Genomic DNA, 22,376 nt, shown 5'->3' with positions numbered 1-22,376 from the left:
GTTTACGCTTTAGTTTCATTCGAAACACATCACGCATTCATTCATAACATCAGGCGAACAAAAAGACAGCACACATGCAAAGAAGAGCGAGACAGGTCACACTTATTTTTTGCCGTGGTTTTCGTTTGAAAGTGAGCCGGGAGGAAGAGTGGAAACAAAAAAAGTGGGATTGCGGGTGCAGGTTAAGCAGACACGTTGGATCGCCATCCCTGGCGACCCGCAGGAAAATCACGCCTGATCAAGTAAATGACGGTACTGCACAAAGTCGGTTTGTTGCGCCAGCCGGTCATACAGCGCCTGCGCGTGGCTATTAGACGCCTGCGTCAGCCAGTAAACGCGCGAACAACCCAGTTTCTCCGCCTGTTCATAGACCGCCAGAATCAGCGCTTTGCCGGCACCGAGACCGCGCGCGGCTTCGCTGACGTAGAGATCCTGCAAATAGCAGTAGTCGCCCTGAGTCCAGGTGGAGCGATGGGTAAGAAAATGCACCAGCCCGACCATCGCGCCGTCCTGCTCGGCCACCAGACAGTGCATGGGTTCTGCGCGGGACAGCAAGCGGCGAAAGCTCTCGCCGGTGGTGTTATCGTCAATGGTGGTCTGATAAAAGCGCTGATAGCCCTGCCACAGCGCCAGCCACGGCATAAAATCTTCTGCGCGCAGCGCTCTGATGGTGATCATTCGCCCTTCCCGATGTTGCTGATGATTTTTTCCGCAGCCACCACCCGATCGTCATTCGGGAACCACTTATTTGCCAGCATAATCAGCGCAACCCGCTGCGACGGGATAAACACCGCGTAGGTGGAAAATCCGTTGGTGGAGCCGGTTTTGTTGTACCACGCCTGCTGCGGCGCAGCCTGCGGCGGTGAAATCAGCGTGGCTTTCATGCCCTTCATGATGCGCGCGCCGCTGTTGCCGTCCACCAGCTGCTGCGTGGTGACCGGCAGCGGATAATACTCCCACATCATCGCCTGAGTGAACGCCGCCTCGGTGTGGTAATAGCCCTGATGCGTGGCGGCTACCGCCTGCTGCCACGCGGGCGCAACCGGCTGCAGCTGCAGCTGGATCGCCAGCCAGCGGATCAGATCGGCAGAGGTGGATTTCAGGCCATACGATTCCGCATCCAGCGGGCCTGGCGTCACCCGCACCGGACGATCCTGCTTGTTATAACCCTGCGCGTAACGCCCCATCTGCGATGCAGGCACCTGCACATAGCTGTGGGTCATACCCATTGCCGGCAGCAGCTGCTTTTCCATCGCGCTGATGAACGGCTGCTGCAGACTTTTGGCCGCAATCATGCCGAGCATACCGATACCGAGATTGGAATAAACGCGCACCGTGCCCGGCTGTGCCGCTGGCTGCCACTGTTTATACCAGTGCATCAGCTGGCGGGTATTGGTCACCTCATCCGGTACGAACAGCGGCGTGCCGCTGGTGTGCGTCGCCAGATTGAGCAGCGAGACGCGATCAAAAGCGCTGCCTTTCAGCTCCGGCAGCCACTGGCTGGCGCTGTCGCTGAATTTCAGTTTGTTCTGCTGCGCCGCATAGCTGGCTAAGGTGGCGGTAAACGTTTTGCTCAGCGAACCGATTTCAAACAGCGTCTGCTCGTTGATCGGCTGTCCGCTCTCTTTCGATGCCACGCCGTAGTTATAAAATTCGGTTTTACCGTCGTGCAGAATCGCCACCGCCATACCGGGAATCTGATACTGCTGCATCAGCGGTTTGATAATACTGTCTGGTGAGGTTGTTGCCAGCGCACTGCCACTGACCAGCAGCGCCAGAGCGCTAAATTTAGCCCATGAAAACATGAAAATTCCTTTTCCTGCAGGTTAACCATGATGTCTGACCGGCAGTATATCGTTACCCCTGCCAGGCTTCCCGACAATTCTTGTTTGAAGTGAACAAAATCACATCCTGCAGGACCTGATTTGCCGTTTCCGGCGCGCGCTCCTATACCTTTGACCATTACGCGTTCATCGCAAGGAGCTGACAATGGAACAGGTTTTGACCCGCGAACAACGGCTTAGCCGCCTGCGCGCGCGCAGTTCGCTGCCGGTGCTGATCGTCGGCGGCGGCATCAACGGCATCAGCACTTTTCGTGAGCTGGCATTGCAGGGTATTCCTGCGCTGCTGGTGGAGAAAGGCGACTGGTGCCAGGCGGCCAGCGGCGCGCTGTCGCGCATGATTCACGGCGGCCTGCGCTATCTGGAGACCGGCGAGTTTGCGCTGGTGAAGGAGTCGGTGATCGAACGCGATCGTCTGCTGAAAAACGCCGCGCACTATGTGTCACCGCTGCGCACCACGGTCCCAATCGACAATCTTGGCGGTGGACTGGTTAACGCCACGCGCCGCTTTCTGCGCCTGAGCGACCAGCCCACCCGGCGCGGCGCGCTGCTGATCAAAACCGGCCTGAGCCTCTACGATCTTTATACCCGTCAGTACGGTGACATGCCGCGCCATCAGCTGCGCAATGAAGCCGCCACGCGCGATCGCTGGCCTGGCTTCGCGCCCTGGGTGAAATACAGCGCCAGCTATTACGATGCGTGGATCAGCGCACCGGAGCGACTTGGGTTTGAGCTGATTGAAGATGCAGAGCGCGCCTGCCCGGAAGCGCTGGCGCTCAATTATGTGCAGGTGGTTAGCGCCAGCGAGGAAGCAGTGCTGCTGGAGGACACGCTGAGCGGAGAGCGCTTCAGCCTGCAGCCGCACGTGCTGGTGAATGCCGGCGGCGCGTGGATCGATCGGCTGAACCAGCAGCTGGCCCCGCACTCACAACCCGGCAAACTGATCGGCGGCACCAAAGGATCGCACCTGATCCTCGACCATCCGCAGCTGTTGCAGATGCTGGACGGCGAAATGGTCTATTTCGAGAATCAGGAAGGCCGGGTGTGCATCATGTTTCCGTGGTTCGGCAAGGTGCTGGTGGGCTCCACCGATATCCGCGTTGACGATCCCGACAGCGTGGTGTGCGAAGCCGAAGAGCAGGATTACATTCTGGCCTCGCTGCGTTTTGTGTTTCCTGACATCGTGGTGCCGGCATCCGCGGTGGTTTACACCTTCTGCGGCGTGCGCCCGCTGCCGGCCAGCGAGGCCAAAGTCAATGGCCAGATCTCGCGTAACCATTCGCTGGTGATGCTGCCGCCGGATCGCACGCGCGCCTGGAGTACGCTGTGTCTGGTCGGCGGTAAGTGGACCACCTTCCGCCGCTTTGGTGAAGAGGCCGCCGACCGGGTGCTGCGTCTGCTGGGGGAAAAGCGTCGCGTCTCCAGCAGCGATCTGCCGATTGGCGGCGGTCGGGATTTTCCGGCACCTGCCGCGCAGCCCGCCTGGTTCAGTCAGCTGGCGCAGCACTATGATCTTCCGCTGGCGCGCGTCACCCAGTTAGCCAAACGCTACGGCAGCCGTGCCCTGCCGCTGCTGCAGCAGATTCAGCAGCACGGCGAACAGCCGTTACAGCATCATGCCGGTTACAGCGCCACCGAACTGCGCTATCTGATTGCGCATGAGCAGGTGTGCCAGCTGGAAGATGTGCTGGTGCGCCGCACCTCGCTGGCCATCTGCGGCGAAGTAACGCCGCCGCTCATGCAGGAAATTTCGCAGCTGCTGGCCGAATCCCTCGGCTGGCAGGACAGCCAGCGTATTCAGCATCTGCAGCACAGCGCCCTCAGCCTCGCGCAGCGGCATGGGCTGCACGCGCTCGCATCCGCGTTTTCACAGGAGGAAGGTCAGGATGTCACTCACCCCTAAAGTTCGCCTTAACCGGCTTTTTCACCACGGCAAATGTCTGGATGTGGCGATCGACCACGGCATCGCCAACGAACCCGACTTTCTGCTGGGGCTGGAAGATATTGAAAGCGTGATGCGCAACCTGATTGCCGCACAGCCGGATGCGATCCAGGTCAATTACGGGCAGGCCGATCTGCTGCAGCGCGTTGCCGGCCGTAAACCGGCGCTGGTAATGCGCACCGACGTCGGCAATGCCTATAACGCGGCGCGCCATCGCGAGATGTGGGCGGTGCTGCACAATCCTGAAGCACCGATTCTTGCGGCGCTGCAAATGGATGCCGCCGCCGTGGTGGTCAATCTCTACCAGATCCCGGATGAACCGGGCATTTTTCGCATGTGCGTGGAGAACATTGGCCGCCTGCGCCAGGCCTGCGATCGCTATGCCATGCCGCTGATGGTCGAACCGCTGGTGATGGCCCCGGCCGGCCAGGGCGCGGCGTACGGCTCGCTCGGTGACGTCAGACAAATCGTGCCGCTGGTGCGGTTAGCCAGAGAACTGGGTGCGGACATCATCAAAGCCGATCCCACCGATAACACAGAAGATTTCCATCGCGTGGTGGAGGCGGCGCGCTGTCCGACGCTGGTGCGCGGTGGCGGCAAAGGGGAACTGGGCGCGGTGCTGGCGAAAAGCGCTGCGCTGATGGCGCAGGGCGCCAGCGGCATGGTGTACGGCCGTAATGTCTATCAGCACGATAATCCGTCGCGCGTGGTGAAAGCGCTGATGGCGATTATTCATCAGGGTGCCAGTGGCGCGGACGCGCTCGACATCTACCAGCAGGGTTAAGCTTCACCTGCACCGGCGCTTACGCGGTGCGCCGTCTTCGCCTGCAACGGAGTCGGATATGAGCCAGATTCTCGGCATTGATGCCGGAAATACCATGATCAAAGCGGTGCTGTTTGACCTGAGCGGCCGCGTGCTGTCGGTAGCGGAGTGCGCCGGTGAAACGCAGCAGCCGCAGGAAGGCTATGCTGAACGGCCAGTAGAAGATATCTGGCGCGGCGTCAGCAATGCGGTGAGTCGCTGCCTGCAACAGGCCGGCACGCGTGGCAGCGATGTGATTGCCGTCGGGGCCGCCGGACACGGTAACGGGTTGTATGCACTGGACCGTCAGCAGCGCCCGCTGTTTGGTATCCAGTCGATTGATCATCGCGCCAGCACCACGGTGCAGGCGCTGGAGGCCAGCGGTGCGGCGCAGCAGATTTACGCGCTGTCGTTGCAAAAACCGTGGCCCGCCGCCACGCCGGTGCTGATCAGCTGGATGCGTCAGCATCAGCCGGAACGCTGGGCGCAGATCGGCCATCTGCTGTGTGCCAAAGATGTCATCGCCCATTTTCTGTGCGGTAACGTCAGCGCAGACTTCTCAGATGCCGCCGGTGCCGGGCTGATCGATTATCGCCGGCGCGGCTACAGCCGCGACTTACTGGCGCTGTACGGTATCGAAGAAGCGCTCGCCCTGCTGCCACCGCTGCGGGAATCCTGTGAGGTTACCGGCGTTGTCACCGCTCAGGCAGCACAGCTCACTGGTTTACCCGCCGGCATTCCGGTGGTGGCCGGCATGTTTGATGTGGTTGCCAGCGCGGTGGGTTCGGGCGTGGTGAACTGCGGTGACGCCTCCATCGTTGCCGGTACCTGGAGCATCAATCAGGTGGTGGTCGACAAACCCGACTATCTGCGCCCGGTATTTATGAATTCCATCATCGAACATGACCGCTACATGGCGATCGAGGCCAGCGCGACCTCTGCGGCCAATCTCGACTGGTTCCTGCGCGAATTTGACGATGGCCGCACCGGCCTGGGCGCGGCGCGCAGCAGCGACAGCGTGGCGCAGGTGCAGCCTGATGCTCAGCTGCCGCTGTATCACCCTTACCTCTATTCAGGACGAAAATCCGAGCCGGCCAAAGCGGGCTTCTACGGCCTCGGCGGCTGGCACACGCGCGCTGACATGCTGTTTGCGCTGTTCGAAGGCGTAACCTTTGCCCACCGGGCGCACATCGACCGGCTGCGCGCGGCGGGCATTACGGTCGACCAGGCCACGCTCTCCGGCGGCGCGACGCGCAGCAGTGTCTGGCCGCAGATGTTTGCCGATGTGCTGGGGATACCGATTCGTGTCGCCACCTGCCATGAAACCGGTGCGCTCGGTGCCGCGCTGTGTGCGGGCGTTGGCGTCGGCCAGTGGCCGAATCTGGCCGCCGCCGCACAGCAGGCGGTCACTCTTGCGCCGGAGGCGCTGCAGCCCCGCGCGGCGCGCCAGGCGTTTCACGCGCCGCGCTACCGGCTGTTTAAAAAACTCGAACAGGCAATGAGTGACATCTGGCGCAGCGCCAGTTAACCGCGGCGCGGCGCGAACAAACCATGACACCGGCGGGGAAATGCGGTACACTTGATGCATAAAAATGTTCATCTGAACATTATCAGGAGGTTGTGATGTCAACAGCATCGGCTTTTAACCCCGCCAGCGGATCGCGCGTCTTCGATCCATCGCTGATTCCGCACGCCCGGCCCTCTTTTATGGACCAGATGGGGCTGCCGCGTAACCGGCTCAAGGCGCATAAACTGATCACCGACGGCATGGATGTCGGCATTGTTGAACGTGCCGCCACCATCCTGAAAGCCACGCCGATCGATATCGCGCAAATGGTTTCGATTGACCGTAACACCTACCGCCGTCGCGAGAAGTCCGGATCGCAGCTCTCCGTTGAACAGGGCGCGCGCATCTATCAGGTGTTTGAAGTGCTGGATGCGGTGATCCAGCTTTTTGCCGGCGATCCGGAAGTGGCGATGCACTGGATGTATCAGCCCGCGCTGGCGCTCGACAATGCGCAGCCCATCAACATGCTGAGCACGCCCGCCGGCTGTGATGCGGTGCTGACGCTGATTGGCCGCCTGGAGCACGGAGTGATTGTCTGATGACACGACGGAAGGATCCGGCCGCGCCCGTCAGGGTGTTTTATCGTATTGTTAAAGCGGAGTACGCCAGCCAGGCGTTTAACGGTGCTGGCGCAGAAAAATGGGGTGGCCGCTGGAATCCGCCCGGGATGAAAGCGGTTTACCTCAGCAGCTCGAAAGCGCTGGCGATGCTGGAACTGGTGGTGCACGCCGGAAAAACCTTGCTGGAGCAGAGCCGTTTTGTGGTGTTTGCCCTGCCGGTGCCGGAGTCCGATATCATCGCCCTCGACAGCAGTAAACTGCCAGCCGGCTGGGAAAAATATCAACAGCAGGAGGAGACGCAGGCCATCGGCGCGGCGTTTCTCGATCTGCATAACGGCTTTCCCCTGCTGATGACGGTGCCGAGCATCCTCACCGGTGAGGATAACGCGCTGTTTAACCCCGATCACCCGGCCGCTGCCGCGCTGATTGCTCAGGCGACCTCAGCGCCCTTTGCCATCGATCGCCGCATCAAAGACGATCCGTAAACGCTCTAGCGACACTGGCTGGCACAGTTTTGTACGCAAATTTGTGCCAGCGAGCCACAGCCGCCGCCGTTGTCATTTTTGCACTGAGACTGCTGCACATAGCAGTTCTGCTGACAGGAAGAGACATCACACTTCGCCGCAACCGGCGTGAGCTGCGGCACATCCCCTTTTCTCTCCGGCTGCCACGTCGTTTGCGCCGCAGCACTCAGGCTGCCCAGCAGCAATAACATCATCATCCACTTCATCATTCGGTCCTCGCAGGTTGAATGGATAGAGTATGAATGCTGGGCGGATGATTGCCAGCCTGAAACCTTTGGTTCATCTGCCACGCTGTGATGCCCTGTTAAGGTGCAGCCCCTGCGCCTATTGCTGAAGCAGCGCCTGAGCCAATCAGAACAGAAATCATTATTTTCAATATCTTAAATCACTCTCACCTTGCCACTGCAAGCTGGTACAAAAGTTGCAGGGATTTATGTGCACAGTAAAGGAGACAGTAATGAAAGCGATTGTGATTGGAGCGGGTATCGGCGGCATGAGCGCGGCGCTGGCGCTGGAAAAAGCGGGTTTCAGCACCGCGGTGTACGAGGCGGTCAAAGAGATGAAACCGGTGGGCGCCGCCATTTCCATCTGGCCGAACGGCGTGAAATGCCTCAATGCGCTGGGCCTGAAGGCGCCGCTGCGCGCGCTCGGCGGCAATATGGCGTTTATGGCCTATAACGACGGCCACAGCGGCAGCACCCTGACCCGCTTCAGCCTGTCACCGCTGGTGCAGCAGGTCGGTGAATATCCCTATCCGGTCGCACGCGCGGAATTACAGGCGCTGCTGATCGACAGCTACGGCCGCGCGCGCATTAGCTTTGGCAAACGCGTCACGCGGGTCGAGCAGCATGCCAGCGGCGTGACCGCCTGGTTTGATGACGGCAGCCAGGCTGAAGGGGATTTCATGGTGGCCGCCGACGGGACTCACTCGGTGATTCGCCATCACGTACTGGGTGAACACGTTGAGCGCCGCTACGCGGGCTACGTCAACTGGAATGGCCTGGTCACTATCGATGAGAGCATCGCGCCCGCCGACCAGTGGACCACCTTTGTCGGCGAAGGCAAGCGCGTCTCGCTGATGCCGGTGAGCGGTAACCGCTTTTACTTCTTCTTTGATGTGCCGCTGCCGAAAGGGCTGGCGGAAGATCGCGCGACGTTGAAAGACGATCTGCGCGGCTATTTTGCTGGCTGGGCCGCACCGGTTCAGCGCCTGATTGACAGCATTGATGCGCAGACCACCAATCGCGTCGAGATTCATGATATCGAACCCTTCAGCCGCTTTGTTAAAGGACGTGTGGCGCTACTGGGCGATGCGGCGCACAGCACTACGCCGGATATTGGCCAGGGCGGTTGCGCGGCGATGGAAGATGCGGTGGTGCTGGCACAAACCCTGGCCGCCCATTCGCTGGGCATTGAAGACGGGCTGCTGCGCTATGAAGCGCGCCGCGTCGGGCGCACCCGCGATCTGGTGCTGAAAGCGCGCAAGCGTTGTGATGTGACGCACGCCAAAGATGCGGCGGTCACCGCCGAATGGTATGCCGGACTGAAAGAGGAAACCGGCGAGCGCGTGCTGGCCGGCATGTGCGACACCATTGAAGGCGGTCCGCTGGGATAAGCGCTACGTAGCCAGCCAGCGCGCACCCTGCACATCTGGCTGGCCGCATTTACGCCAGCTTATGCGTCGTCGAGGCCGCGATGTTTCAGCATCGGTCCGATATCCGGCGCCTGACCACGCCACGCCAGCCACAGGTGCTGCAGATCGCTGCTGTTACCGCGCGACAGAATCTGTTCGCGGAAGCGCTGGCCATTTTCCCGCGTCAGACCACCCCGCTCGACAAATGCCTGATAACCATCGTCGGCCAGCATCTGCGTCCAGATATAGGCGTAATACCCGGCCGCATAGCCGCCGCCCCAGATATGGCGGAAGTAGCTGGAGCGATAGCGCGGCGGCACCGCGCTCAGGGCAATGTTTTCCGCCGCCAGCGCCTGCTGCTCAAAATGGCTGACATCCTGCGGTTTGTCGTGTACTGACAGCGAATGCCACTGCAGATCGAGCAGCGCCGCCGCCAGCAACTCGGTCATGTCGTAGCCTTTGTTGAATTTTGCGGCACGCACCATTTTGTCGCGCAGCGCGGCGGGCATGGCTTCACCGGTCTGATAATGGCGCGCGTAATGGGCAAACACCTGATCCTGACTGGCCCAGTGTTCGTTGATTTGCGACGGAAACTCGACGAAATCACGCGGCGTGGCGGTGCCGGACAGGCTGGCATAGCGCTGGGTGGCGAACAGGCCGTGCAGCGTATGGCCAAACTCATGAAACAGCGTGATCACTTCATCCCAGCTGAGCAGTGCCGGCTGGCCGGGCTGCGGCTTGCTGTAATTGCAGACGTTGTAAATCACCGGCCGGGTTTCCAGCAGCGTCGACTGGTCGACAAAATTGCCCATCCATGCGCCGCCGCTCTTATTATCCCGCGCGAAGAAATCGGTATAGAACAGCGCTAACGGTGCATCATCGGCATCGAAAATCTCGTAAACGTTGACGTCCGGATGGTAAACCGGCAGATCGTGGCGCTGTTCAAAACGGATGCCATACAGCTGGCTGGCGCACCAGAACACGCCCTTCTCCAGCACATTATTCAGCTCGAAATAGGGGCGAATTTGCCCTTCGTCCAGCGCGTATTGCGCGGTGCGCACCTGCTCTGCATAGTAATTCCAGTCCCAGGCCCGCAGCGGGAAGCTATGGTGTTGATCGGCGATCAGCTGCTGAATATCCGCCGCTTCGCGCTCGGCACGCGCCCGCGCGGCCGGCACGATGTTGCGCATGAAGGTCTGAGCGGCTTCCGGCGTTTTTGCCATCTGATCCTGCAGGCTCCAGGCCGCGTAGCTGCTGAAGCCGAGCAGACTGGCCTGCTGCGCACGCAGTTGCGCCATACGCGAAACGATGGTGCGCGTGTCGTTGTCGTCGCCCTGCTCGCTGCGCGTCAGCGCCTGCTGGAACAGCGCCTCGCGCGTGGCGCGCACCGTCAGCGACTGCAGCACCGACTGCTGAGTGGTATTTTGCAGGGGAATCAGCCATGCGTCGTGCAGCCCGCGCGCCTCGGCAGCGGCCTGCGCCTGTGCCAGCGCCTCCGGCGACAGGCCATCCAGCGCCGCTGCGCTACTGACAGTGTAAGCCGCCGCTTTGGTTGCTGCCAGCAGCCGGTTACCGAAGCGCGTGCCCAGGCTGGCCAGCTCCTGATTACAGGCGCGCAGACGCGCTTTATCGCTCTCATTCAGGCTGGCACCGGCCAGCTGAAAGCGCTGCCAGGTCACTTCCACCAGCCGCATCGCTTCGGCATCCGGGCACTGTGAACCGCGCTGCTGGTACACGCTATCGAGTCGCGCAAACAGCGCAGCATTCAGATAGATTTCGTCATTGAGCGCCGTCAGCTGTGGGGTGATCAGCTCGTCAATTTCCTGCAGCCGATCGCTGGTGTTGGCAGAGGTCATGGCACCAAAAACGTGATAAACGCGGTTTAACAGGCTGCCGCTGCGCTCCAGCGCTTCATAGGTATTGGCAAAGGTGGCCGGCTCAGGGTTGCTGGCAATGGCTGCCACTTCCTTACGCTTTTCGGCAATGCCGGCTTCCAGCGCCGGCAGGAAATGCGCGTCGTCGATCAGATCAAACGGCGGGGTATGGTACGGCAACGGGCTGACGTTAAAAAACGGATTGGCACGTGAAGTCATTATCGCTCCTGATAATCAGCAACGCCGCAGCCACCTGCGGCGGGATGCTTTTATCCTGGCAGCTTCGTCGTCTGGCAACAACCTTGCGTGTGCGGATGACTCTCCCGCTGCCATGCGCATTTGCCGTTGACCCAGGTTTGCGCAATGTTCCGGTCATCGCCCAGCGTCATCAGTACAAACAAACGCTGATGGATATCGTCGCTGTTGGCCATGCGCAGCTGCTGCAGCGGAGAGACGGCGGGATCGAGCACCACAAAATCCGCCTCTTTACCGGGGTTGAAGTTACCGATTTTGTCGTCGAGGTCCAGCGCATGGGCGCCACCCAGCGTGGCGTGATAAATCGCTTCGGCGGCGCTGAGCTTGTACTGCTGCAGCTGGCCCACCTTGTAAGCTTCTCCCAGCGTCTGCAGCAAATTGAAGGTGGTGCCGGCGCCGACATCGGTGCCGATGCCCATGCGCACGCGCTGCTGCCAGCGGCGTTTGAGATTGAACAGTCCGCTGCCGAGAAACAGGTTTGAGGTCGGGCAGAAGGCAATTGACGAATCGGTGTCGTGCAGGCACTGCCATTCATTCTCTTCCAGATGCAGACAGTGAGCGAACACGCTGCGTTTGCCGGTGAGCTGATGCTGATGGTACACATCCAGATAGCCGGCATGGTCGGGAAACAGCGCTTTCACCCAGGCGATCTCCTGCTGGTTTTCGCTGAGATGGGTGTGCAACCAGGTATCAGGAAACTCCGTTTTCAGCTGCTGCACTTTTTCCAGCAGCTGCGGTGACGAGGTGGGCGCAAAGCGCGGCGTCAGCGCATAACCAAGACGCCCGCGCTGGTGCCAGCGCTGAATCAGTTCACGCGTCTGCTGATAACTTTGCGCCGGCGTTTCGGTCAGTTCCGGCGGCGCATGGCGATCCATCATCACCTTGCCGGCGATCAGCCGCATCTCCAGCTGTTCGGCGGCGCTGAACAGCGCGTCTACCGACTGCGGGTGCACCGTGCCAAACACCAGCGCGCTGGTCGTGCCGTTGGCCAGCAGCTGTTGCAGGAAAAACGCCGACATGCGCGCCGCGTGCGCCGCACAGTGATACTGGCTTTCGACCGGAAACGTGTACTGATTGAGCCACTCCAGCAGCTGCTCACCAAACGCACCGATCATTTCAGTCTGCGGATAGTGAATATGGGTATCCACAAACCCCGGCAGGATCAGCTTGCCGCGCAAATCGATAATCGCCGTTGTCGCCTGATGCTGGTGCGCCGGCTGCCAGGGTTCCAGACTGACCACCTTGCCGTCGCGCAGCGTCAGCAGACCATCTTCAATGTAGCGCGCCTGGTCGGCGAGGCCGTCGGGCTGGTCGGCCAGCGCAGGGAAATCAAAAAAGCTGGCGCGCAGCCGGGTGGTAACGGAGTCAGACATGACGCTTCCTTCAGGGTGGTAATGACAGGTGTCAGGGTGTTATAGCAAAGATATTGCAAACCGCATGCCAGCAACCTTACCCAACAATCACTTTAAATTCAGACAAATACAGAAATTCAGTGCAATTATCGCCGCAAAAATTGCAGGCAATCGTGTGCGTAATCGTTTGCTCGCTCGCCAAAATTTGCTAGCACATTGCGCTGACATTTTGCGTCGGAAAAACGCGCTTTATAGGCACGACAACGGTGCAGGCCTGCACCGTGAACGTGCAGGAAAGATTCTGCAACACGCCGCTCACGCTTTTCATGAGCGCCGCTGCAGGGTTAATGCTAAGGTGTGGCAGAGAACCTGAAATCGTATAAGGAACAGTGAGATGATTATTTTTGTTACCGGTGCCACTGCCGGTTTTGGTCAAAGTATCACCCGCCGCTTCATTGCTACAGGTCACAAAGTGATCGCCAGCGGACGCCGTGCTGAGCGTTTGCAGGAATTAAAACAGGAACTGGGCGACAATCTGTATACCGTGCAGCTGGATGTGCGTAATCGCGCGGCCATCGAAGAAGCTATCGCCGCCCTGCCCGCCGAATGGCGTGATATTGATGTGCTGGTTAACAACGCCGGGCTGGCGCTGGGCGTCGAACCGGCGCATAAAGCGAGCGTTGAAGACTGGGAAAACATGATCGATACCAACAACAAAGGGCTGGTGTACATGACGCGCGCGGTGCTGCCTGCCATGGTGGAGCGCAACGTGGGTCACATCGTCAACATTGGCTCTATTGCCGGCAGCTGGCCGTACGCCGGCGGCAACGTGTACGGCGCGACCAAGGCGTTTGTGCGCCAGTTCAGCCTCAATCTGCGTACCGACCTGCACGGCACTGCGCTGCGCGTCACCGATATTGAGCCTGGCCTGGTGGGCGGCACTGAGTTTTCTAACGTGCGCTTCAAAGGTGATGATGGCCGTGCGGATGCAGTGTATGAAGGCACCACCGCGCTGACGGCGGAAGACGTGACGGAAGCGGTTTATTGGGTGACCACATTGCCGAAGCACGTCAACATTAATACGCTGGAAATCATGCCGGTGACGCAAACCACCGCCGGACTGAAAGTGTTTAAAGAATAAGCAAGCGTCTGCAAGCGTCTCGTGGCGGCCCGTCGGGTCGCCGTTTAAGGCCGGTTCAGGCCTTGCCCCAGCCGATCACGATAATCAGCATGCCGCTGAACGCCACCAGCGCACCGACCCAATCCCACGCGCTCAGCCTGACGCCATCCACCAGCCGCAGCCAGATCAGCGCCGTCAGCACATATACGCCGCCATAAGCCGCATACACCCGGCCGCTGGCTGCCGGATGCAGGGTCAGCAGCCAGACAAACAGCGCCAGGCTGGCCGCAGCCGGCAACAACAGCCAGGCACTCATGCCGCGCTTCAGCCACAGCCACGGCAGAAAACAGCCGGTAATCTCGGCGATCGCGGTGATAAAAAACAGCAGCGCGGTTTTCACCAGCATATAAAGTCTCTCAAATATTTAAACAAACGGCTCACCGCTGGTGAGCAAAGAAGCAGCGATGATATACTGACAGACAGTGTTGTGACAGCCGCCCTGCGCGCTGTGCTGGAGTTAACGAAAGGAAATGACGATGAAAAAACTGTTTTCCGCCCTGCTGGCTACCACGCTGACCGCCAGCGTGCTGCTGACTGCCCCGCTGGCTAATGCTAAGACCGATCGCCTGATTATTGAAGATGGCAACAACGCGGCCAGCAACGAGGCGGCGCGTCAGAGCAAAGAGCAGTGGAACGACACGCGCAATCTGCGTAACAAGGTAAATACCCGCGTGGAGAAAGAGTTCGACAAGGCCGACCGCGCGTTTGATACGCGAGACGCCTGCGAAAAAAGTTACAACGTTAACGCGTACTGGGAGCCGAACACCCTGCGCTGCCTCGATCGCCGTACCGGCCGCCCGCTGGCACCGTAACGCGCTGCAGCTGCTATAGTTTTCACGGGAATGACGCAACAAGGAGTAAGTGATGAAAAAACGTAATGCGGTTATGTTGCTGATGGCGCTGGCGTTACCGCTGGCGGTGCAGGCATCCTGCGAAAGTGTGCGCGCCGACATCAGCAAAAAGATCATCAGCAATGGCGTGGCGGAATCGGATTTTACGCTGGATATCGTACCGAATGACCAGGTGGATCAGGCCGGCGGTCAGGTGGTGGGCCACTGTGAAAACGACAGCCAGAAAATCGTTTACAAGAAAAACGGCCACGATGCGGACAGCAGCGTGCCGGACAGCGCGGGCAGTTCACAGGACGCCCCCGCACAGTAACCCTTCGGGCGGCCAGCGTGCCGCCCTGCTTTTACTCCGCCTCCGGCCGCTGACGCGGCATCAGCCACGCAATCCACAACGTCAGCAGCGCAATCAGTAACGCCACCACAAACACCCAGTGCAGCGAATGGGCAATCTGCCCGGTCCAGAAGTGTAACTGCTCCTGCGGCAGCGCCTGACGGCTCTCCGGCGCCATAATTTTCTGCATCGGATCGCTGGCCTGCGGCAAACGCAGCGCCAGGTTGAGGTTGAGCACCGCCCCCATTATCGCCGTGCCGATCGCCGAACCCAGCATGCGGCTAAACATGATCGAGGCAGTACAGATGCCACGAATCTCGTAGTGCGCATGATTTTGCACCGATACCAGAAAGGTGGTGCTGGTCATGCCCATGCCGGTGCCAATGACAAACGCCGTCAGCCCGGCCTGCATGATGCTGCTGTCGGCGCGCAGCAGCAGTAACAGCGCGCTGCCGGCAATCAGTAAAAACGCCCCCAGCTGCGCGGTGAAGCGATACGAGGTGATCAGCATCAGGCGACCGCTCAGGGTGCTGGCCAGCGGCCAGCCAATCGACATCATCGCCAGCGCGCTGCCCGCCTGCAGCGGCGTACCGCCGGTGATGCCCTGAATCCACGTCGGCAGAAACGCGCTGATGCCCATCATGGTGGCCCCGATAATCAGGTTTCCGGCATTACCGGCAACAATCAGGCGGCTGCGCCATAGCGCCAGCGGGAACAGCGGCGCATCGGCGCGCTGCTCGTGGTGTTTCAGCCGCCAGCCGGCCAGCAGCGCCAGCGCCAGGAACGGCACCAGCCAGAAACCCAGCGCTTCCGCCTGTAACAGCGCCACCAGCAGCGCGGTCACGCTGATCATCAACCAGCAGCTGCCGGTCAGATTCAGCGTCGCGCCCTGATGCTGGTCACGTGCCGGCAGGAAACGCGCCAGCAGCAGCATCGAGAGCAGGCCAATCGGCACGTTTACCCAGAAAATCACCGACCAGGTAAAGTGCTGTACCAGCCAGGCACCGCTCAGCGGCCCGATGACGGCCGCCACGCCCCATACGCTGGAGAGCCAGCCCTGCACGCTGGCGCGTTCGCGCGGCGAGTAGATGTCCGCGACGATGGTGGTAGTCAGCGGCATAATCGCCCCGGCGCCCAGCCCCTGAAAAGCGCGAAACACGATCAGCCACGTCATACTGTGGGCAAAACCGCATAGCAAGGATCCCAGCAAGAACAGTGATACGCCGATAAAAAACAGGCGCTTACGTCCCCAGATATCCGCCAGCCTGCCGTACAGCGGCACGCTCACCGCCTGCGTCAGCAGATAGATGGAAAACACCCAGCCAAACTGCGCAAAACCGCCAAGATCGGCAATGATGGTCGGCATCGCCGTGGCGACAATGGTGACCTCAATGGCGGCCATGAACATCGCTAACATGCAGGCGATAAGGATCCAGTGGCGATGTTCCGTGTGTAATTGTGCGCTTTCAGTCATACGTCTCCCTTTTTCTTTCAAGGCTAGTCGAAATTTCACCGACTCAGTTTCCTCTGCGTGCGCCCATTTGTGACAATGTCACCTGTTTTGATGAAAATTTTTTATTGTCGGCCCACACCTTATTTCATGCGGGTTTCGCTTAGTTTTGCTGCTTTTGTATCTCACTGATTTTGCCGTGAAAACTGGCAATGATTATCAAGCGTTGCTATAGCTCTAAAGGCAGTTTCTGGTTTCTCACTGATAAAAAGCCGGGAAACAGTCATTTTAACTGCAATTTGACAGCGTGCTGGATTTTCGTCTGCGTATTGCACCGCACAACGCCGGCGCGCTGAAAATAACGTCATAAAATCAATCGATTTTTTCAATCAGGGAGACGCACGCTATGCACAATGCATCGCTCGCCCGCCGGGCCGGGCTGGCACTGCTCGCCATCATTGTGGTGATTGCCCTGCTGGTATGGGGATTAGGGCTGGATACGCTGCGCGAACGCAAGGTCGATTTACTTTACCTTGGGCAGCAGCATCTGTACTTGGTGTTCTGGTCGATGTTATGCGCGTTACTGGTCGGCATTCCCAGCGGTATCCTGCTCAGCCGTCCCTTCGCCCGCCGCTGGGCAGAATATGTGATGCAAATCTTCAACGTCGGTAACACGCTGCCACCGCTGGCCGTGCTGGCGCTGGCAATGGTAATTGTTGGCATCGGCGACCGTCCGGCGCTAATCGCGCTGTTCCTCGCCTCCCTGCTGCCGATTGTGCGCAATACCTACGCCGGTTTGAGCGCGGTACCGCCGTCGCTGATCGAAGCGGCCAACGGTATCGGCATGACCAAACTGCAGCGCCTGCGTCGCGTCGAGCTGCCGAATGCGCTGCCGGTGATCCTCGCCGGGGTGCGCATTGCAACCGCCATCAACGTCGGCACCGCGCCGCTGGCCTTCTTAATTGGTGCCAGCAGCTACGGCGAGCTGATTTTCCCCGGCATCTATCTCAATGACTTCCCGACGCTGATCCTCGGCGCAGTGGCCACCGCCCTGTTTGCCCTGATCCTCGACATGCTGCTGGCAGCATTGGGACGCGTCCTCAGCCCGCACTCTGCGGCTTAACCCGGAGCATTTAACTATGGCCACTGCTAATTTGCTGGCGCGCTGGGTCAAACGCACCGCGCTGGCCCTGACCGCCACCTTGACTCTCAGCCACGGCGCGCTCGCCGCCACGCCCATCGTGATGGCGACCAAAAGCTTCACCGAGCAGCACATCCTGTCTGCCATGACGGTGATGTGGCTGCAAAAAAAAGGTTTCCAGGTTATCCCCAAAACCAACATCGCCACCACCATCGGGCGTAACGCGATGATCAATAAACAGATTGATATGACATGGGAATACACCGGTACCTCGCTGATCATTTTTAACCACATCAACAAGCCGATGTCGTCTGAAGAGGCGTACAAAACGGTTAAACAGCTGGACGCGAAGCTGGGGCTGGTGTGGCTCGATCCTGCCCCGATGAACAACACCTATGCGTTTGCCATGCAGCGCCAGCGTGCTGAGGCGGAAGGCATCAGCACCATGTCACAGCTGGTGGCGAAGCTGGAACAGGTGCGCAAAACCGACCCGGATCACAACTGGAAACTTGGTCTGGATCTGGAGTTTGCCGGCCGCTCGGATGGCCTGAAACCGCTGCAGAAAGCTTACAACATGCCGCTGGATCGCCCGCAGATTCGTCAGATGGACCCCGGCCTGGTATATAACGCGGTGCGTGACGGCTTTGTCGATGCCGGACTGATCTACACCACCGATGGCCGGGTTAAGGGTTTTGAACTCAAGGTACTGGAAGATGATAAGCACTTCTTCCCAAGTTACAACGTCACGCCAGTGGTGCGTCAGGATGTGCTGGCAAGCCATCCCGGCCTTGAGGCTGCGCTTAATCAGCTGTCACCGCTGATCACCGATGAGGCGATCACCGAGATGAACAAGCGCGTCGATATCGATCACCAGTCGCCGCAGCAGGTGGCGCGTGATTTCCTCAAATCCAAAAACATGCTGTAAGGAGGCGCAATGGATACCCTGCATTACATCATGGATAACTGGAACACGCTGCTGGCGCTGACCTGGCAGCATACCTGGCTGGTGCTGGTGGCAGTAGGTTTTGCCATCCTCGTCGGTGTGCCGCTGGGGATTTTAATTGTCCGCTTTAAATGGCTGGCGACGCCGGTGCTGGGCATCGCCACCATCGTGCTGACCATCCCGACCATTGCGCTGTTTGGCCTGATGATTCCGCTGTTTTCGATGATCGGTCAGGGCATCGGTGCCCTGCCGGCGATTACTGCGGTGTTTCTCTACTCGCTGCTGCCGATTGTGCGCAATACCCATACCGCGCTGGAAAACCTGCCGCCCGGGCTGCGTGAAGCCGGTCGCGGTATCGGCATGACCTTCTGGCAGCGCCTGCGCTGGGTGGAAATTCCCATGGCGCTGCCGGTGATTTTTGGCGGCATCCGTACCGCGGTGGTGATGAACGTGGGCGTGATGGCGATTGCGGCGGTGATCGGTGCCGGCGGCCTTGGCCTGCAGCTGCTGGACGGCATCAGCGGCAGCGACGTGCGCATGCTGATTGCTGGCGCGCTGATGATCTGTTTACTGGCGATTATTCTTGACTGGCTGCTGCACCGTCTGCAGTCGGCGCTGACTCCTAAGGGGATTCGATAATGATAAAACTGGAAAACCTGACGAAAACCTTTACGCAAAAAAACGGCACCACGTTTAACGCGGTCGACAATGTCAGCCTGGAAGTGCCTGCCGGGGAGATGTGTGTGCTGCTCGGCCCTTCCGGCTGCGGCAAAACCACCACGCTGAAGATGATTAACCGCCTGATTCCGGCCAGCAGCGGGCGGATTTTGATCAACGGCGAAGACACCAGCGGCCAGGATACCGTCACGCTGCGCCGCAACATCGGCTATGTGATTCAGCAGATTGGTCTGTTCCCGAACATGACCATTGAAGAGAACATCACCGTGGTGCCGCGCATGCTGGGCTGGGACAAAAAGCGCTGTCGTGAACGGGCGACGGAGCTGATGAGCATGGTGGCGCTCGACCCGACGAAATTTCTGCATCGCTATCCGCGCGAGATGTCGGGCGGCCAGCAGCAGCGCATCGGCGTGATCCGCGCGCTGGCGGCGGATCCACCGGTATTGCTGATGGATGAACCGTTCGGTGCCGTCGACCCGATTAACCGCGAGGTGATTCAGAACGAGTTTCTTGATATGCAGCGCCAGCTGAAGAAAACGGTGATGCTGGTGAGCCATGATATTGATGAGGCGCTGAAACTCGGTGACCGCATCGCGGTATTTGGCCAGGGTAAAATCGTGCAGTGTGCCAGCCCGGACGAACTGCTGGCGCAGCCGGCCAATGAGTTTGTCGGCTCGTTTGTCGGTCAGGACCGCACGCTGAAACGTTTGTTACTGGTGCAGGCCGGCGACGTCACCGATCAGCAGCCGACCATCACCGTGCAGCGCAGTACCCCGCTGCAGGAAGCGTTTGCCACGATGGATGACAACGATATGCGATCGGTCACGGTGGTCGACGAAGATGGCAAACCGCTGGGCTTTGTGAAGCGTCGTGAAGCGCGCGGCGTTAGCGGCCGCTGCGAAGAGATGTTGCACACCTTTAAAGTGACCGGCAAAGCGGAGGAAAACCTGCGCGTGGTGCTGTCGAAACTGTATGAGCACAACACGGTATGGATGCCGATTGTCGATGAGGAAGGCCGCTACAGCGGCGAAATTTCGCAGGATTACATCGCGGATTACCTCAGCTCCGGCCGCACGCGCCGTCGTCTCAATCCGTAACCCTGACTGCACCGCGCCATGGAGGGCACGGTGCAGAAGAACGCCTGCGCGGTTAGTTGCTCTCTTCGACCGCGCCGACCGCAGCCACCGTTTTAGCTTCATTTGGCAGCACAACGTTCAGCAGCATGGCGAGAATCCCGCCGGTGGTGACTGCATGACCAAACAGATTGCTGATCAGCGGCGGGAACTGTTTCAGCACCTCCGGCACCGCCTCCACGCCCAGACCGATACCAAACGACACTGCCACAATCAGCATCTCACGGCGTCCCAGCGGGGCCTGCGTCATCACGCGAATACCGGCAGCGACCACGCTGCCAAACATCACCAGCGTAGCGCCACCCAGCACCGGCGGCGGAATCTGCTGCAGCAGATTGCCGACCAGCGGGAAGACGCCCAGCAGCACCAGCATCAGACCAATCACCATCCCCACGTAGCGACTGGCCACGCCGGTCATCTGAATCACCCCGTTGTTTTGCGCAAAGGTGGTGTTGGGAAAGGCGGAGAACAGCGCCGCCAGCAGGCAGCTGAGGCCATCGGCCAGAATCCCGCCCTGCAGCCGGCGCTGAAACCCTTCGCCTTCCAGCGGCTGGCGTGAAATCAGACAGTTGGCCGTCAGATCGCCCACCGCCTCAATCACGCAGATCACCGAGACCAGCGCAATCGGCACGAACAGCGTCCAGCTGAAATCAAAGCCAAAATGCAGCAGCGAAGGCAGCACCAGCCAGTGCGTTTCCGCCATCGGTTTCAGCGGCAGATGGCCGCTCAGCGCCGCCGCGATGCAGCCCGCGCCAATGCCGGCCACCACCGCGACCAGCCTGGCCCAGCGCGAGTGCGACCGGTTAAGCACAATAATCACCAGCAGGGTGAGCGCACCCAGCGCCAGGTTGCCCGGCGCGCCAAAATCGCGGGCGTTATGACCGCCAGCCCAGTCGGTGATGCTGACTTTAATCAGGCTGATGCCAATCAGGGTGATCACCGTGCCGGTCACCACCGGGGTCAGCACTTTACGCAGCGGTGCGATACAGCGGCTGATCAGCATCGGGATCAGCGCTGCCACCAGGTTGCAGCCAAAGATCATGGCAAGTATAGCCTCTGGTGAGCCGCCCTGCGCTTTCACCGTCATTCCCGCAGAGAGAATCACGCCGAGAAAGGCGAAGCTGGTGCCCTGCAGACAGATCATGCCAGCGCCAATGCCGCAGAAGCGGCGCGCCTGCAGGAAAGTACCGAGTCCGGAAACCAGCAGCGACATGCTGATCAGATAGGGGATCCACGCCTGCAGCCCCAGCACGGAACCGATAATCAGCGGCGGCGTGATGATGCCGACTACGCTGGCGAGGACGTGCTGCAGGGCGGCAAAGAACGCCGGTGCAGGACCGATGCGGGCATCCAGCCCGTACAACAAACCTTTCTCTTCTTCTGGGTGCGACATAGCAGGGCTCCGGCAAAAAATTTATCAGTTTGCCTGATGCATGAAACGCGCCAGAGCAGCACCACGTGGGAAAAAAGCTGGCAGGTTATTGAATTGGTGAGTATTTATTAAAGAAAAAAACAGCCGATCCGTGAAACTTCGGATTCAGCTGTTGGTGATATGCCGCATTTTGTTTCATCAGGCGGCGGGCTTTGCACTCTCACTGTGCAATAGATCCTTATCCAGTAAAGCAATATCCAGATAACCGCTCAAATCACGCTGTTCGGCGCGCGGCAGATACGGCAGTTCTCCCAGCAGCGGCGCGCTCAGCTTATCACGCAGAACATCAATGATTTCAGCATAGTGCGCCAGGCCCGGATTGATGCGGTTAGCCACCCAGCCCGCCAGCGTCAGGCCGTCTGCGGCAATCGCTTCGGCGGTCAGTAAAGCGTGGCTAATACAACCCTCTTTAATGCCTACCACCAGCACCACCGGCAGCTGCGCCTGCTGCACCCACTGCGACAGCGGACGCAAATCGTTCATCAAACTGCGCCAGCCGCCAGTGCCTTCTACCACCACGCGCGCCGCGCGATCCTGCAGGCCAGCCAGACCGCGACTGAGTAACGGATAATCAATACGCTGTGCCGCGCTGGTGCTGATTTCATCCTCTTCCAGCGTAACGGGATTAACGTCGTTATAGCTTAGCGCCAGGCCGGATGCCTGCTGCAGCAGTACGGCATCTTTATTACGGAGCCCTTCCGGCGTGTGCTGCGCGCTTTTGGCAACCGGCTTATAGCCAGCCGCACACAGATTCGCTTTGGCAAAGCACTGTAACAGTGCGCGGGAAACCACGGTCTTACCCACCGCGGTGTCGGTACCGGTGACAAAAATCGTTTTCACCTTTTTCCTCCTTCATTAAAGCGATGTGTAACCTGCAAAGGAGGCAGTTT

Annotated in this window: 22 protein-coding genes; 13 read left to right on the top strand and 9 right to left on the bottom strand. The window is 59.6% G+C overall.

Going from position 1 to position 22,376, the window contains the following annotated elements; genetic code table 11:
* Positions 1–228: 228 nt before the first annotated feature.
* Together MXF20_RS04130 and ampC are read right to left on the bottom strand one after the other, a co-directional pair.
* Positions 229–678 (bottom strand): GNAT family N-acetyltransferase, encoded by a 450-nt coding sequence (locus MXF20_RS04130; protein ID WP_325967779.1) that lies wholly within the window; start codon positions 676–678, stop codon positions 229–231.
* Entirely contained in the window at positions 675–1,805 is a 1,131-nt protein-coding gene (ampC, locus tag MXF20_RS04125) for a class C beta-lactamase (RefSeq protein ID WP_325967778.1), read from the bottom strand. The genes MXF20_RS04130 and ampC overlap by 4 nt, the downstream gene beginning before the upstream one ends.
* Before the next feature lie 184 nt (positions 1,806–1,989).
* Between ampC and MXF20_RS04120 the strand changes: the two genes are divergently transcribed.
* The 5 genes from MXF20_RS04120 to MXF20_RS04100 all read left to right on the top strand — a co-directional run bounded on the left by MXF20_RS04120 (position 1,990) and on the right by MXF20_RS04100 (position 7,197).
* Positions 1,990–3,744 carry a glycerol-3-phosphate dehydrogenase/oxidase gene (locus MXF20_RS04120; RefSeq protein WP_325967777.1) on the top strand — a complete coding sequence of 585 codons (1,755 nt, stop codon included), beginning with the start codon at positions 1,990–1,992 and terminating at the stop codon, positions 3,742–3,744.
* Complete coding sequence (locus tag MXF20_RS04115) at positions 3,728–4,567, top strand: aldolase (protein WP_325967776.1); 840 nt, start codon at positions 3,728–3,730, stop codon at positions 4,565–4,567. Before MXF20_RS04120 ends, MXF20_RS04115 begins: the two co-directional genes overlap by 17 nt.
* A gap of 58 nt (positions 4,568–4,625) precedes the next feature.
* Positions 4,626–6,113: an FGGY-family carbohydrate kinase gene (locus tag MXF20_RS04110; protein ID WP_325967775.1), complete on the top strand. Its 1,488-nt coding sequence runs from the start codon at positions 4,626–4,628 to the stop codon at positions 6,111–6,113.
* Positions 6,114–6,208: 95 nt separating this feature from the next.
* A complete protein-coding gene (locus MXF20_RS04105) occupies positions 6,209–6,691 on the top strand; it encodes an antitoxin Xre/MbcA/ParS toxin-binding domain-containing protein (RefSeq protein WP_325967774.1) in 483 nt (160 codons plus the stop codon).
* On the top strand, positions 6,691–7,197 hold the full coding sequence (locus tag MXF20_RS04100; RefSeq protein WP_325967773.1) for an RES family NAD+ phosphorylase: 507 nt from the start codon (positions 6,691–6,693) through the stop codon (positions 7,195–7,197). The genes MXF20_RS04105 and MXF20_RS04100 overlap by 1 nt, the downstream gene beginning before the upstream one ends.
* A gap of 5 nt (positions 7,198–7,202) precedes the next feature.
* Here MXF20_RS04100 and MXF20_RS04095 read toward each other — a convergent pair whose 3' ends face one another.
* Positions 7,203–7,445, bottom strand: a complete 243-nt coding sequence (locus MXF20_RS04095) for a hypothetical protein (protein WP_325967772.1) — start codon at positions 7,443–7,445, stop codon at positions 7,203–7,205.
* Positions 7,446–7,693: 248 nt separating this feature from the next.
* On the opposite strand from MXF20_RS04095, the gene hpxO reads away from it, so the two are divergent.
* A complete protein-coding gene (gene hpxO, locus MXF20_RS04090) occupies positions 7,694–8,851 on the top strand; it encodes an FAD-dependent urate hydroxylase HpxO (RefSeq protein WP_325967771.1) in 1,158 nt (385 codons plus the stop codon).
* Positions 8,852–8,910: 59 nt separating this feature from the next.
* Here the strand turns inward: hpxO and dcp are convergent, their stop codons facing one another.
* Together dcp and guaD are read right to left on the bottom strand one after the other, a co-directional pair.
* Positions 8,911–10,962 carry a peptidyl-dipeptidase Dcp gene (dcp, locus tag MXF20_RS04085; protein WP_325967770.1) on the bottom strand — a complete coding sequence of 684 codons (2,052 nt, stop codon included), beginning with the start codon at positions 10,960–10,962 and terminating at the stop codon, positions 8,911–8,913.
* A gap of 50 nt (positions 10,963–11,012) precedes the next feature.
* Positions 11,013–12,371, bottom strand: coding sequence for a guanine deaminase (gene guaD, locus MXF20_RS04080; RefSeq protein ID WP_325967769.1), 1,359 nt, complete (start codon positions 12,369–12,371; stop codon positions 11,013–11,015).
* A gap of 373 nt (positions 12,372–12,744) precedes the next feature.
* Here guaD and ydfG point away from each other — a divergent pair, with 373 nt between their 5' ends.
* Positions 12,745–13,491, top strand: coding sequence for a bifunctional NADP-dependent 3-hydroxy acid dehydrogenase/3-hydroxypropionate dehydrogenase YdfG (gene ydfG / locus MXF20_RS04075; protein ID WP_058774694.1), 747 nt, complete (start codon positions 12,745–12,747; stop codon positions 13,489–13,491).
* A gap of 55 nt (positions 13,492–13,546) precedes the next feature.
* On the opposite strand, the gene MXF20_RS04070 is transcribed toward ydfG, so the two are convergent.
* A complete protein-coding gene (locus tag MXF20_RS04070) occupies positions 13,547–13,873 on the bottom strand; it encodes a YnfA family protein (RefSeq protein ID WP_325967957.1) in 327 nt (108 codons plus the stop codon).
* 133 nt (positions 13,874–14,006) lie between these two features.
* Between MXF20_RS04070 and MXF20_RS04065 the strand changes: the two genes are divergently transcribed.
* Positions 14,007–14,342: a DUF1283 family protein gene (locus MXF20_RS04065; RefSeq protein ID WP_325967768.1), complete on the top strand. Its 336-nt coding sequence runs from the start codon at positions 14,007–14,009 to the stop codon at positions 14,340–14,342.
* 52 nt (positions 14,343–14,394) lie between these two features.
* The gene (locus MXF20_RS04060) at positions 14,395–14,691 is read left to right on the top strand and encodes a DUF1161 domain-containing protein (protein WP_325967767.1); all 297 of its coding nucleotides are present in this window, start codon (positions 14,395–14,397) and stop codon (positions 14,689–14,691) included.
* A gap of 31 nt (positions 14,692–14,722) precedes the next feature.
* Here the strand turns inward: MXF20_RS04060 and MXF20_RS04055 are convergent, their stop codons facing one another.
* Positions 14,723–16,183 carry an MDR family MFS transporter gene (locus tag MXF20_RS04055; protein ID WP_325967766.1) on the bottom strand — a complete coding sequence of 487 codons (1,461 nt, stop codon included), beginning with the start codon at positions 16,181–16,183 and terminating at the stop codon, positions 14,723–14,725.
* Positions 16,184–16,565: 382 nt separating this feature from the next.
* Between MXF20_RS04055 and MXF20_RS04050 the strand changes: the two genes are divergently transcribed.
* Genes MXF20_RS04050 through osmV form a run of 4 tightly spaced genes read left to right on the top strand, consistent with a single transcriptional unit; the run spans position 16,566 to position 20,018 of the window.
* Positions 16,566–17,282, top strand: coding sequence for an ABC transporter permease (locus tag MXF20_RS04050; protein ID WP_325967765.1), 717 nt, complete (start codon positions 16,566–16,568; stop codon positions 17,280–17,282).
* Positions 17,283–17,298: 16 nt separating this feature from the next.
* Positions 17,299–18,225 carry a glycine betaine ABC transporter substrate-binding protein gene (locus MXF20_RS04045; protein ID WP_325967764.1) on the top strand — a complete coding sequence of 309 codons (927 nt, stop codon included), beginning with the start codon at positions 17,299–17,301 and terminating at the stop codon, positions 18,223–18,225.
* Positions 18,226–18,234: 9 nt separating this feature from the next.
* Positions 18,235–18,882, top strand: coding sequence for an osmoprotectant ABC transporter permease OsmW (gene osmW, locus MXF20_RS04040; protein ID WP_325967763.1), 648 nt, complete (start codon positions 18,235–18,237; stop codon positions 18,880–18,882).
* On the top strand, positions 18,882–20,018 hold the full coding sequence (gene osmV, locus MXF20_RS04035) for an osmoprotectant ABC transporter ATP-binding protein OsmV (RefSeq protein WP_325967762.1): 1,137 nt from the start codon (positions 18,882–18,884) through the stop codon (positions 20,016–20,018). Before osmW ends, osmV begins: the two co-directional genes overlap by 1 nt.
* Before the next feature lie 52 nt (positions 20,019–20,070).
* Here osmV and MXF20_RS04030 read toward each other — a convergent pair whose 3' ends face one another.
* Together MXF20_RS04030 and bioD are read right to left on the bottom strand one after the other, a co-directional pair.
* Positions 20,071–21,447 (bottom strand): nucleobase:cation symporter-2 family protein, encoded by a 1,377-nt coding sequence (locus MXF20_RS04030; RefSeq protein ID WP_325967761.1) that lies wholly within the window; start codon positions 21,445–21,447, stop codon positions 20,071–20,073.
* A gap of 177 nt (positions 21,448–21,624) precedes the next feature.
* The gene (bioD, locus tag MXF20_RS04025; RefSeq protein ID WP_325967760.1) at positions 21,625–22,326 is read right to left on the bottom strand and encodes a dethiobiotin synthase; all 702 of its coding nucleotides are present in this window, start codon (positions 22,324–22,326) and stop codon (positions 21,625–21,627) included.
* Between the last annotated feature and the right edge of the window lie 50 nt (positions 22,327–22,376).

It is taken from the genome of Pantoea dispersa (genome assembly GCF_035783935.1).
Classification (GTDB): domain Bacteria; phylum Pseudomonadota; class Gammaproteobacteria; order Enterobacterales; family Enterobacteriaceae; genus Pantoea; species Pantoea dispersa_C.
The sequence above is the reverse complement of the archived record's forward strand: the minus strand, read 5'-3'. Positions and strand labels throughout refer to the sequence as shown.

Excerpts from the sequence above, each read along its gene's own strand:
- MXF20_RS04095 (WP_325967772.1), bottom strand. The coding sequence starts at position 7,445 with ATGATGAAGTGGATGATGATGTTATTGCTGCTGGGCAGCCTGAGTGCT.
- osmV (WP_325967762.1), top strand. The coding sequence starts at position 18,882 with ATGATAAAACTGGAAAACCTGACGAAAACCTTTACGCAAAAAAACGGC.
- MXF20_RS04065 (WP_325967768.1), top strand. The coding sequence starts at position 14,007 with ATGAAAAAACTGTTTTCCGCCCTGCTGGCTACCACGCTGACCGCCAGC.
- MXF20_RS04100 (WP_325967773.1), top strand. The coding sequence starts at position 6,691 with ATGACACGACGGAAGGATCCGGCCGCGCCCGTCAGGGTGTTTTATCGT.
- MXF20_RS04120 (WP_325967777.1), top strand. The coding sequence starts at position 1,990 with ATGGAACAGGTTTTGACCCGCGAACAACGGCTTAGCCGCCTGCGCGCG.
- hpxO (WP_325967771.1), top strand. The coding sequence starts at position 7,694 with ATGAAAGCGATTGTGATTGGAGCGGGTATCGGCGGCATGAGCGCGGCG.
- ampC (WP_325967778.1), bottom strand. The coding sequence starts at position 1,805 with ATGTTTTCATGGGCTAAATTTAGCGCTCTGGCGCTGCTGGTCAGTGGC.
- ydfG (WP_058774694.1), top strand. The coding sequence starts at position 12,745 with ATGATTATTTTTGTTACCGGTGCCACTGCCGGTTTTGGTCAAAGTATC.
- MXF20_RS04115 (WP_325967776.1), top strand. The coding sequence starts at position 3,728 with ATGTCACTCACCCCTAAAGTTCGCCTTAACCGGCTTTTTCACCACGGC.
- MXF20_RS04050 (WP_325967765.1), top strand. The coding sequence starts at position 16,566 with ATGCACAATGCATCGCTCGCCCGCCGGGCCGGGCTGGCACTGCTCGCC.
- MXF20_RS04130 (WP_325967779.1), bottom strand. The coding sequence starts at position 678 with ATGATCACCATCAGAGCGCTGCGCGCAGAAGATTTTATGCCGTGGCTG.
- MXF20_RS04045 (WP_325967764.1), top strand. The coding sequence starts at position 17,299 with ATGGCCACTGCTAATTTGCTGGCGCGCTGGGTCAAACGCACCGCGCTG.
- MXF20_RS04060 (WP_325967767.1), top strand. The coding sequence starts at position 14,395 with ATGAAAAAACGTAATGCGGTTATGTTGCTGATGGCGCTGGCGTTACCG.
- guaD (WP_325967769.1), bottom strand. The coding sequence starts at position 12,371 with ATGTCTGACTCCGTTACCACCCGGCTGCGCGCCAGCTTTTTTGATTTC.
- MXF20_RS04030 (WP_325967761.1), bottom strand. The coding sequence starts at position 21,447 with ATGTCGCACCCAGAAGAAGAGAAAGGTTTGTTGTACGGGCTGGATGCC.
- osmW (WP_325967763.1), top strand. The coding sequence starts at position 18,235 with ATGGATACCCTGCATTACATCATGGATAACTGGAACACGCTGCTGGCG.
- MXF20_RS04055 (WP_325967766.1), bottom strand. The coding sequence starts at position 16,183 with ATGACTGAAAGCGCACAATTACACACGGAACATCGCCACTGGATCCTT.
- dcp (WP_325967770.1), bottom strand. The coding sequence starts at position 10,962 with ATGACTTCACGTGCCAATCCGTTTTTTAACGTCAGCCCGTTGCCGTAC.
- MXF20_RS04110 (WP_325967775.1), top strand. The coding sequence starts at position 4,626 with ATGAGCCAGATTCTCGGCATTGATGCCGGAAATACCATGATCAAAGCG.
- MXF20_RS04105 (WP_325967774.1), top strand. The coding sequence starts at position 6,209 with ATGTCAACAGCATCGGCTTTTAACCCCGCCAGCGGATCGCGCGTCTTC.